The sequence below is a fragment of the Desulfobacter sp. UBA2225 genome (assembly GCF_002348205.1).
Classification (GTDB): Bacteria; Desulfobacterota; Desulfobacteria; order Desulfobacterales; family Desulfobacteraceae; genus Desulfobacter; species Desulfobacter postgatei.
In genome coordinates this window covers 1-9902 of record NZ_DDYV01000311.1, presented here as the reverse complement: position 1 = coordinate 9902, position 9902 = coordinate 1, and the positions used below count along the sequence as shown (strand labels likewise).

Annotated in this window: 11 protein-coding genes; 4 read left to right on the top strand and 7 right to left on the bottom strand. The window is 48.0% G+C overall.

All coding sequences use genetic code 11. The features are described from left to right. A partial coding sequence (locus B3D59_RS16220) for an ATP-dependent Clp protease ATP-binding subunit (protein WP_286822157.1) occupies positions 1-2060 on the bottom strand: 2060 nt, incomplete at its 3' end. A gap of 246 nt (positions 2061-2306) precedes the next feature. Between B3D59_RS16220 and B3D59_RS16215 the strand changes: the two genes are divergently transcribed. Next, entirely contained in the window at positions 2307-2963 is a 657-nt protein-coding gene (locus tag B3D59_RS16215) for a hypothetical protein (protein WP_286822156.1), read from the top strand. A 19-nt stretch (positions 2964-2982) separates the two neighbouring features. Here the strand turns inward: B3D59_RS16215 and B3D59_RS16210 are convergent, their stop codons facing one another. Further along, positions 2983-4095, bottom strand: a complete 1113-nt coding sequence (locus B3D59_RS16210; protein ID WP_286822155.1) for a tRNA-queuosine alpha-mannosyltransferase domain-containing protein — start codon at positions 4093-4095, stop codon at positions 2983-2985. A 227-nt stretch (positions 4096-4322) separates the two neighbouring features. Between B3D59_RS16210 and B3D59_RS16205 the strand changes: the two genes are divergently transcribed. The 3 genes from B3D59_RS16205 to B3D59_RS16195 are packed head-to-tail and all read left to right on the top strand — an operon-like array spanning position 4323 to position 6435. Next, positions 4323-5177, top strand: a complete 855-nt coding sequence (locus tag B3D59_RS16205) for a histidinol-phosphatase (RefSeq protein WP_286822154.1) — start codon at positions 4323-4325, stop codon at positions 5175-5177. Between the two features lie 45 nt (positions 5178-5222). Beyond that, the gene (dtd, locus tag B3D59_RS16200; protein ID WP_286822153.1) at positions 5223-5669 is read left to right on the top strand and encodes a D-aminoacyl-tRNA deacylase; all 447 of its coding nucleotides are present in this window, start codon (positions 5223-5225) and stop codon (positions 5667-5669) included. 28 nt (positions 5670-5697) lie between these two features. Beyond that, on the top strand, positions 5698-6435 hold the full coding sequence (locus B3D59_RS16195; RefSeq protein ID WP_286822152.1) for an RNA methyltransferase: 738 nt from the start codon (positions 5698-5700) through the stop codon (positions 6433-6435). 4 nt (positions 6436-6439) lie between these two features. On the opposite strand, the gene B3D59_RS16190 is transcribed toward B3D59_RS16195, so the two are convergent. The 5 genes from B3D59_RS16190 to B3D59_RS16170 all read right to left on the bottom strand — a co-directional run. Further along, positions 6440-7384, bottom strand: a complete 945-nt coding sequence (locus B3D59_RS16190; protein ID WP_286822151.1) for an RluA family pseudouridine synthase — start codon at positions 7382-7384, stop codon at positions 6440-6442. Positions 7385-7450: 66 nt separating this feature from the next. Further along, positions 7451-7987 (bottom strand): CarD family transcriptional regulator, encoded by a 537-nt coding sequence (locus B3D59_RS16185; protein ID WP_286822150.1) that lies wholly within the window; start codon positions 7985-7987, stop codon positions 7451-7453. A 194-nt stretch (positions 7988-8181) separates the two neighbouring features. Further along, a complete protein-coding gene (pth, locus tag B3D59_RS16180; protein ID WP_286822149.1) occupies positions 8182-8760 on the bottom strand; it encodes an aminoacyl-tRNA hydrolase in 579 nt (192 codons plus the stop codon). Positions 8761-8831: 71 nt separating this feature from the next. Further along, positions 8832-9440 carry a 50S ribosomal protein L25/general stress protein Ctc gene (locus B3D59_RS16175; protein ID WP_286822148.1) on the bottom strand — a complete coding sequence of 203 codons (609 nt, stop codon included), beginning with the start codon at positions 9438-9440 and terminating at the stop codon, positions 8832-8834. Between the two features lie 59 nt (positions 9441-9499). After that, on the bottom strand, positions 9500-9902 hold a 403-nt coding region (locus tag B3D59_RS16170; protein WP_286822147.1), incomplete at its 5' end, for a ribose-phosphate diphosphokinase.

Genomic DNA, 9902 nt, shown 5'->3' with positions numbered 1-9902 from the left:
ACGTCCGGGTGGGCCTTTTCAATCTCGTCGAACAGGATCACACTATAGGGTCTGCGCCGTACCGCCTCGGTGAGGTATCCGCCCTCGTCATATCCCACATATCCGGGAGGGGCACCGATGAGACGGGCCACACTGTGCTTTTCCATGTACTCGGACATATCCAGCCGCACCATGGCGTCCCTGGAATCAAACATGAACTCGGCCAGGGACTTGGCAAGCTCGGTTTTCCCCACACCCGTGGGCCCCATGAAGATAAAGGTACCGATAGGCCGGTCTTCAGGCTGCAAACCGGACCTGGCTCTTCGCACGGCATTGGAGACCGCATCAATGGCGGTTTCCTGGCCGATGACCCGTTTGGAAATATGGGATTCCATGGTGATCAGTTTTTCCTGCTCACCCTGGAGCATCTTGGATACGGGAATGCCGGTCCAGGTGGATACCACCTCGGCCACGTCAGCCTCTTCCACGTCTTCTTTAAGCATCTTGCAGGTCTGCTGCAGGGTGTCAAGACTCTGTTTTTTCGCCTCAATTTTTTTGTTCAGATCTGCAATGTTGCCGTATCTGATCTGGGCCACCTTTGCAAAGTCGCCGGCACGCTCGGCAAGCTGGGCCTCGGTCTGGAAGCGGTCAATGTCCTCCCGCATGGCCGAGATCTCCCGGATAATGGATTTCTCATTATCCCAGTGCAGCTTGAGGGGCCTTATCTCCTCTTGCATGGCGGCAATGTTCTTTTCAAGGTGTTCAAGACGCTCCCTGGAGGCCTTGTCCTTCTCCTTGATCAGGGCCTGGCGCTCAATGGCCGCCTGAGTGAGCCGCCGCTGAATCTCGTCAATGGCCCGGGGCATAGAGTCAATTTCGATCCGAAGCTTGGATGCGCACTCATCAATCAGGTCAATGGCTTTGTCCGGCAAAAACCGGTCAGCAATGTACCTGTGGGAAAGGGTGGCGGCTCCGACCAAGGCTGAATCCTTGATCCGGATGCCGTGATGCACCTCATATTTTTCCTTTAATCCCCTGAGGATGGAGATGGTATCTTCGACGGTGGGTTCTCTGACAAAAACCGGCTGGAAACGCCTCTCCAGAGCAGCATCCTTTTCAATATACTTTCTATACTCGTCCAGGGTAGTGGCCCCCACACAGCGCAGACTGCCCCGGGCCAGGGCAGGTTTAAGCATATTGGAGGCATCCACAGCCCCTTCGGCAGCACCTGCCCCCACCACCGTATGCAATTCGTCGATGAAGAGAACGATTTCGCCCTCGGCAGCCTCAACCTCTTTTAATACCGCTTTGAGACGATCTTCAAATTCGCCCCTGAATTTGGCCCCGGCCAGCAGTGCCCCCATATCAAGGGCAATGACCCGCCGGTCTTTCAATGTTTCGGACACGTCGCCTTCCACAATCCGCTGGGCCAAGCCTTCCACAATAGCGGTTTTGCCCACACCCGGTTCACCAATGAGTACAGGATTGTTTTTCCGGCGCCGGGACAATACCTGAACAATGCGCCTGACCTCCTCATCCCGGCCGATAACCGGGTCCAGTTTTCCCTGGCGGGCCAAATCTGTCAGGTCTTTCCCGAATTTTTCCAACGACTGGTATTTGTCTTCGGGGTTCTGATCGGTCACCCGCTGGTTGCCCCGGATATCCTTGAGCACGGACAGGATCACGTCCCTTGTAACGCCTAAACCTGAAAGGATTTCGCCGGCCTTGTCCTTACCCTGGGTCAGACTGATCAGAATATGCTCAAGGCTGACATACTGGTCCTTCATCTTTGCAGATTCCTTAAAGGCCAGATCCAGCATTTTCCGCCCGGGTTCGGACAGATAGGGCTGTCCCCCGGATACCTTGACCATGTTATCCAGGGCTGAAGAGACAAGCTGTACGACAGCACGGGGATTGACGCCTATTTTATTAAATATGGAGACAGCAATACCCTGATCATCGGCCAGCATGGCCCCTAAAAAATGGATGGGCTCAATGGCCTGCTGTCCCTTTTCAACCGCAAGGGTGTGGGCGTGCTGGAACAGCTCCTGGGATTTTACCGTCAGTTTTTCAAAATTCATAACATATCTCCAATTCTATTTACATTACTTTTTATTTATCGTGCCATAAAAGTAATACCTGGTTCATCGCCGTCAATACCTGTCTCACATAAACTTTATCCTTTCACATAAAAAATGATATGGTTGAACAAAAAAAATAACAAGCGCCATCCAAAAATATCGGCCCATGCTCATATTGAATTTACGAAGTCAACATATCGTGATAATATCCTATTTAAACAATTTATTAGGACTTTCAGATAAAAAATGCCCGAAGACTTTATTCCTGTTAAAAGGTCTCAAATTTCATTATTCAAAAGCTTTGCCCTTTTTTATTTCTCAAAGGAAAATGAACCGCTGCTTTATAAAAAAGAAGGGGAACAGCTCAAAGCTTCGCGGATCAAGGAGGAACAGTTTCCGGATCTTTTTATCCGCACGACTGACAGGGAAAACGCATCCATCGCCCTTTATAAAACAATGAACGCCCATTTGTCGGAAACAATTTTCTCCAAGGGCCTTGTTTCCACAAGGCAGGCGTTGAGTACACTTGTCCAGGAAGCCCTGGAGGGACCGCTAAACATTTCAAGCAAAATGCTGCCGGAGACCTTAGAGGTGCTGTTCCAGGGTTACAACAAAAATAAAACATTGATGAAATCTTTAGCAAAACTGTCCAGTTCTTCAGACCAGTTAGTGGAGCACACCGTAAATATTCTCTCCTTGACCATGCAATTCTGCATGTTCCATCATTATACCGAGACAAAGGCCAAAACGCTCGGAGTCAGTGCCATTCAACATGACATCGGCTGTACACAACTCCCCCCGGAGATGAACAACACCAAGGCCCAATTATCAGATTCCCAGTTCAAGGAGTTTCAAACCCATGCGGTAAAGGGGTACCGCATCATTACAGACAGCAACTGTTAATACAGCAAACATATGTTTGTCAATTTCTGCTCCTGCCTGACCCGATAGTCTGGTATAATGCTTCATCCCATTTTCCCGCCATATGCGACCAGGAAAACCCTGCGGCATGGGCCGATAGAGCCGCGGCCCTCTCCTGATAGACTTGGGGCTGCACCAGAATATGTTCCAGCCTGGCCTCCAGATCGGCATCATCCCGGTAAATGACATCGGATTTTAAATGTTCGGGGATCAGTTCGGAGTATGACAAACGATTTGGCAGCAAAGGAAAGCATCCATGGGCCACGGCCTCCATCACTGAAATACCGAAGTTCTCCTGGATGGCGGTACTGATCACAACACGGCCTTTGCCCAGCCATTTTCTGTAATCCGCCACCTGTTCCTGGTACCCGTAAACAAGAAGTTCGGCATCAAACCTTTCCTCAATGCCTTTAAACTCTTCGGGCACAGTGCCATACTGTTCACCCATCACTGCCAGGTAAAACAGAATACCCCGACGCTTAAGCCGTTCCAGTATGTTGAAAAATGCCTTTGGATTTTTATCATACTCCCACCGGTGATTCCAGATCACCAAAGGTCGGTCAAGGCTGCTCTCCTGACGTTCCGAAGTAACAAAGCCCCTGGAGTCAAAATCAATACCCGGATATAGTACACAGGTTTTACCCCGGATTTTATCCAGAATCCATCCTGGGCGAAGGTCCGGCATTTTACGAATCAGGGCTTTTGCAGCGCTGAAAAAATCATCCCTGTGGAATTGCGAATTAAAGAACACCCCTTCCGCAGACAGGGCAGATATGATATTGGTGAACCCCAAATGGAAATCCCTTTTTTCACCGGGTTCCAAGGGATAGCTGAGCTGATTTTCATGGAAATAAAGGACCACGGGCGGGCATTGTGGGCCTGCCAGGGCTTTAAAATCTGTGATATCCACCATATCCGTGGCAAAAACAAGATCATACTCCGTCAAATTTTTAATCTGCCGAATAAATGCCAGGGCACTGCCGCGCATCCGCCACTTCCAGAATCTGGGGGCAAGCGATAAAATATCCACCTGATGGCGGGAACAGGCCGCAAAACCGTCTGCCACAACCTTGTGGGACCCGCCGTAAAAAGGCTCAAGGAATAATATTTTCAAAAAATTTCACCAGAGACAGTGATGGACAAAAATTAAATTTTTGTTCTTTTTCAATTATACTTCGAATCTGTTTTAATTCAAAATGATAGTGCGCTGTCAACATAATTGGAGATTAAACATCCCTTGTCGAAAATTGCAACAATCATTTTCAGGTTAGATGCCATTGCCCTGTACCCAGACAATCCCGACCTTGATTTTACTCCCGGCTTGGTGATAAAGTCCGCTCCATGATTAATTCTGAACTCATATCCCTTCATGGCGGCCATTCAGGCCAGTTCTGCTGCCATGCCCAGGACAGCCTTGAAGACCTTATAAAAGCCTATATCAGCAAAGGATTTAAAGCCGTGGGCATCAGCGAGCACATGCCCCAGCCCGAACACCGCCTCATCTACCCGGATGAACTTGAGCAAGGCTTTTCGGTCAAGGATCTTGGGGACCGGTTTTCAAGATACTTTTTTGAACTGGAACGGCTTAAAAAAAAATATAAGTCAGACATCCGGATATTTAAAGGATTTGAGACCGAAACCGTCACCGGAAGCCCGGCCCTGGTACGGTCGTTGATCCGGGAATTTAATCCCGACTATATTGTGGGCTCGGTCCATCATCTCAATGACAGATGTTTTGACTATTCCAGGCAGGACTATGAGGCCATTGCAGCGGATTTCAAGGGTCTTGATGCCATGTATACGGCCTATTTTGACGCCCAGTATAAAATGATCCTGGATCTGCATCCCTTTGTTGTGGGTCATTTTGATATTATACGCATTTATGATCCTGACTTTGAGTCACGGCTTGACAAACCTGAAATTGCTGAACGCATCCAGCGCAACCTTTCTGTGATAAAAGAGTTGGGACTGGTGCTGGATTATAACCTGCGCCCCCTTGCCAAAGGAAAAAAAATGCCATATCTGACCCCGGCAATTCTGGAAAGGGCAAAAGCCTTGGGTATTCCCGTGATTCCCGGGGACGACGCGCACAGCAAAGAACAGGCAGGCATGTTTGTGGACAGGGCGGTTCAATCCTTAAAAGATATGGGCTTTTCCACGAACTGGCCCACGCCCCGATGCATGACGCCCGCCTAAATTTTTTATCCCCGTATTTAAAACAGACAAATCTTAAGGAAACCAATGAAAGCCATTGTTCAACGGGTTAAAAAAGCTCATGTTACTGTAGACAACACGATTATATCCAGCATTGAAACAGGACTTGTGGTACTTTTGGGCGTGGCCCATGGCGACAAAGAAAAGGATGCCGAATACCTGGTGGACAAAATCATCAATTTAAGAATCTTTGAAGATGATAAGGGAAAAATGAACCGGTCTCTTCTTGATGTCAAAGGAGAGCTTCTGGTGGTTTCCCAGTTCACGATTATGGCAGACTGCCGCAAGGGACGGCGCCCCTCGTTCACGGATGCAGCCCCGCCGGATCCTGCATGCCGACTTTACCGTTTTTTTGCCGAAAAGGCTGCCTCACTGGGCGTTTCAGTCAAAAAAGGGAAATTCCAGGCCAATATGGATGTATCATTGATCAACCAGGGGCCTGTCACCCTGATTCTGGAATCCCCCGGAAACTAAAAATTCAATATTCAAAGATCAAAAAACCATGAATCATCTCAGTATTATCCTTGTCCGCCCCCAGGGCCCAATCAACATTGGTGCGGTATGCCGGGTCATGATGAACTTCGGATGCACCCGGCTGCGTCTTGTCAGCCCCTGCAGTGCTTATAAATCCCTTGAAGCAAAAAAAATGGCCCTGTCCGCCTATCATATCCTTGAACAGGCGCAGATATTTGAAACCCTGGAACAGGCGCTTTTTGACGTCCATTCCGCCTACGGCACGACCCGCAGGTTCGGCAAATATAGAAAAGGGTTTTTAACACCAGCGACAGCAGGAGCTCGAATCGAAGACCAAAAACAGGAACATCACAGTGCCCTGGTTCTAGGGCCAGAGGATAGCGGTCTTGAGACAAAGGACCTGGATCTGTGCCGGTATTTTATCACCATCCCCACCCATGACGGCTATCCGTCCATGAATTTGAGCCACTCCCTGGCAGTGCTGCTTTATGAAGTATCTATTAAATCCTGCGCTGCAAAAAACTTCCATGATCCCGAGGTTAAAGATCCTGCCCGGGGAGAAGCACTTGAATCCATGTTTGCCCACATGAGAAAGACGCTTTTAGATATTGATTATCTTGATCCCCAAAACCCGGATCATCTGCTGCGGACCTACCGCAGGATATTCTCTAATACGGGCCTGTCATCCAGGGACGTCAGGATTATCCGGGGACTTTTAAGCCGCATTGACTGGACCGAATCCCAGCGCCGATTAAAGCAGTCCTGATCATTCAATCATATAGGCATGCATCGGATAGATGCAACAAAGTGGTTTTGAAATCTTCGGGCATAGGGGCTTCAAAATAGAGCCGCACACCTGAATAAGGGTGACGAAAGGATAAGGTCCAGGAATGAAGCATCTGACGTGGCACTATAGGATCTTTTTTCCGGAAGCGTCGCTCACGGTAAATGCAATCACCAAAAAGCGGCATACCCTGGTGATAAAAATGAACGCGAATCTGATGGGTTCTACCGGTATATAGGCGAACATCCATAAGACAACCTGAACTAAACCGTTTTATTACACTAAAGCGGGTTTTTGCGTATCTGCCGTTCTCATCCAGAACGGCCATACGTTTGCGATGGTAAGGGTGCCGGCCAATGGGGCGTTCAATCACCCCCGCTTCGGGTATATTTTCTCCCCTTGCCAGTGCCAGGTAGTGTTTTTCCACTCTCCTTTGCTTAAATTCCTTTTGTAAAAATTCAAGGGCGTTCAGTTTTTTTGCAATGACCATCAACCCCGAGGTATCTTTGTCCAAGCGGTGAACGATACCCGGCCTTTCCCTGTTCCAGTCTTTTTCGCTGAAAGCCGGATGATGCCCAAGCAAGGCGTTAACCAGGGTACCGGAATTATTCCCCGCCCCGGGATGCACCACAACGCCTGCAGGCTTATCAATCATAAGAATATGGTCATCCTCGTAAAGGATGTTCAAAGGTATGGATTCGGGAAGAATATTTTTTGTATCCTGTTGATCCGGTGATGGGAAAGCCCCTTCAATCAGGTCATTGGGCTTAACTTTATAACCGGGGCGTTTACACTCCTGGTTCACCAGAATAAAGCCCTGGGAGATCAGACTTGCAACCCTGGAGCGCGATATCCGGGATTGGGAATCCGCAACAGCCTGGTCAAGCCTGACGCCAGCCTGATCCGGTGAAATTTGTATTCGTATGCGCATGAAAAAAATACAAAACCGGCAGGGTGACACCTGCCGGTCTGTTTGTGTTATCAGAAATTAAGGTGTTTAGTTGAACAGATTTTCAATCTCTTTTATCATGTATGCTTCATCAACATCTTTGGCCATGGAGAGTTCCTGGACAAGGAGATTCTGGGCAGTATCAAGCAGTTTTCTTTCGCCAAAACTAAGGTCTTTTTCGAGCTTAAGCTGGAAAAGATCTCTGAATACCTCGGCCACATCATAGATGGACCCGGTTTTGATCTTATCCATGTATTCTCTGTAACGACGGTTCCAGGTCTGGTTGTCACTGGCCTGGGCTTTTTTCTGCATAACCTCGTAAACCTGGGGCACTTCAGTTTCAGGGATCACTTCCCTCAAACCCACGGATTCAACATTGGATGTAGGGATCATGATCGTCATACCGTTTTCCACAATTTTCATCATGTAGAAATTCATGGTATCCCCATTTATTTCCTGGCTTTCGATGGATTCAATACAGCCGACGCCGTGTGCAGGATAGACGGCCATGTCGCCCTTTGAAAACGCTTTTTTGGTTGACTTGCTATTTTCTTTAGCCTTGGTTGTCCCAGATTGTTTTGCCATTTATGCCCACCTTATTGTTTTAAAGATACAAGTTATCCATTCTCAGACAGAAAACCACATCTAAACAATATTGTCAACTGAATATTTTTTTGAATAAACATTAAGCTAACAAACATAAAACGAAGATTAAGCCTTACCACATAGGACTAAACAGATATGAGCAACAGGGGGAAATAAACACATGGAAAAGCTTTTTATCGGGAGGAATTAACGAAATTCATGGCCTTGACGACCCCTTTTTCCAGGATAGCGAGGCAGGCCTCACAGGCATCATTAAGAACCTGATCCAGACAAGCCTCTTCGTCCGGGGTATATTTACCCAGGACATGTCCGGTGACGGATCTGTCGCTTTCCGGGCGGCCAATACCCACGCGAACCCGGACACATGCCTTTTGGCCAAAGGCATCAATAATTGAACGGATGCCGTTATGGCCGCCATGGCCCCTACCCTGCACAATCTTTATCTTTCCAAAGGGAAGGTCCATGTCATCGTGGACCACAATGATATTCTCTATATCAATCTTGAAATAATCTGCCAGCTTCTGGAGGGGAATACCGCTTCTGTTCATATACGAAAGGGGCTTGACCAGAAGTATCTCCTGGAGCCCCATACGCGCGCCGGTGTAGGCAGCATTGAATTTTTCCTTGTTCACACGGCACCCGGACCGATCCGCCAGGGCATCGACGACATCAAAGCCGATATTATGACGGGTCCGGGAATACTGTTCTCCAGGATTTCCCAGACCCGCTAATAATCGTTTTGAGTCAGACATGATTTTAACAATCTAAAACTAAAAAACGCCTTAAACAAAAATGAAACGGACACGTAAAAAAGGCGTTGTATCTAGTCTGCAGCAGCTTCAGCGACTTCTTCGCCTTCCTCATCATCCGAACCACTCTCAGGCGGAACAATGGTGACTACGGTAAAATTGGTATCAAACGGAATCTCAATTTCAGCACCCAGGTCAATATCTGCCACATGAATGGAATCCCCGATCTCCAGTTCTGAAATATCAAGTTTAATGCTTTCGGGGGTGTCTTTGGGTTTGCAAATCACTTCAAGATCTCGACGGATAATCTGGACCATACCGCCTTCTTTGACGCCGGCACTGATACCTTCGACTTCAACAGGAACGACAATGGACACGGTTGCATCCATATCAATTTCATGGAAATCAATATGCAGATAGCGCAGGCCAAAGGGATCCATCTGAATCTCCTTAAGCATAACCATTCTGCCCGTCTCCCCTTCGACCTTCAAATCAAAAAAAAGACCTGTGGTACCGTGTTCCCGGATCACTTTATCAAAGGTGTTAACGTCAATAGACACTTTTACAGGCTCAATTTTTGCGCCATAAATAATGCCGGGGATAACGTTGTCCGCCCGTAATTTTCTGGCAGCACCCTTGCCGGTGCTCTCTCTTTTTGCGACACTTAATTCTATAAGTTCCATGTTTAAACCTTTCGTCCCCGCCCTTTCACACAAAAGGCAGGTTGATCAAATATATCTTTTTATACAAATAAAGAATTTACAGAATCTCCCCTGTAGCTGCGCATAATAGCTTCTCCGACAAGTTTTGCAATGGAAAGCGTCTTTATCTTGCCACAGGAACGGGCCTCTTCCGACAAGGGGACGGTATCCGTTGCAACAAGGGAGCTCAAAGATGATTGTGTTATTCTGTCAATGGCCGGGCCTGACAATACCGGATGGGTACAATATGCATGAACTTCTTTGGCACCCTTTTCACTGATAACGCTGGCAGCCTCGGTCAGGGTCCCGGCAGTGTCCACCATATCATCAATAACCAAAGCAATTTTACCCTTCACATCTCCGATGATAGCCATGGCCTTGGCCTGATTGGGTGCGCTACGGCGTTTATCCACGATGGCAAGGCCGGCATCCAAGCGTTTGGCA

Coding starts and splice junctions, on each gene's coding strand:
- B3D59_RS16215 (WP_286822156.1), top strand. CDS start 2,307: ATGCCCGAAGACTTTATTCCTGTTAAAAGGTCTCAAATTTCATTATTC.
- B3D59_RS16205 (WP_286822154.1), top strand. CDS start 4,323: ATGATTAATTCTGAACTCATATCCCTTCATGGCGGCCATTCAGGCCAG.
- dtd (WP_286822153.1), top strand. CDS start 5,223: ATGAAAGCCATTGTTCAACGGGTTAAAAAAGCTCATGTTACTGTAGAC.
- B3D59_RS16195 (WP_286822152.1), top strand. CDS start 5,698: ATGAATCATCTCAGTATTATCCTTGTCCGCCCCCAGGGCCCAATCAAC.
- B3D59_RS16190 (WP_286822151.1), bottom strand. CDS start 7,384: ATGCGCATACGAATACAAATTTCACCGGATCAGGCTGGCGTCAGGCTT.
- B3D59_RS16185 (WP_286822150.1), bottom strand. CDS start 7,987: ATGGCAAAACAATCTGGGACAACCAAGGCTAAAGAAAATAGCAAGTCA.
- pth (WP_286822149.1), bottom strand. CDS start 8,760: ATGTCTGACTCAAAACGATTATTAGCGGGTCTGGGAAATCCTGGAGAA.
- B3D59_RS16175 (WP_286822148.1), bottom strand. CDS start 9,440: ATGGAACTTATAGAATTAAGTGTCGCAAAAAGAGAGAGCACCGGCAAG.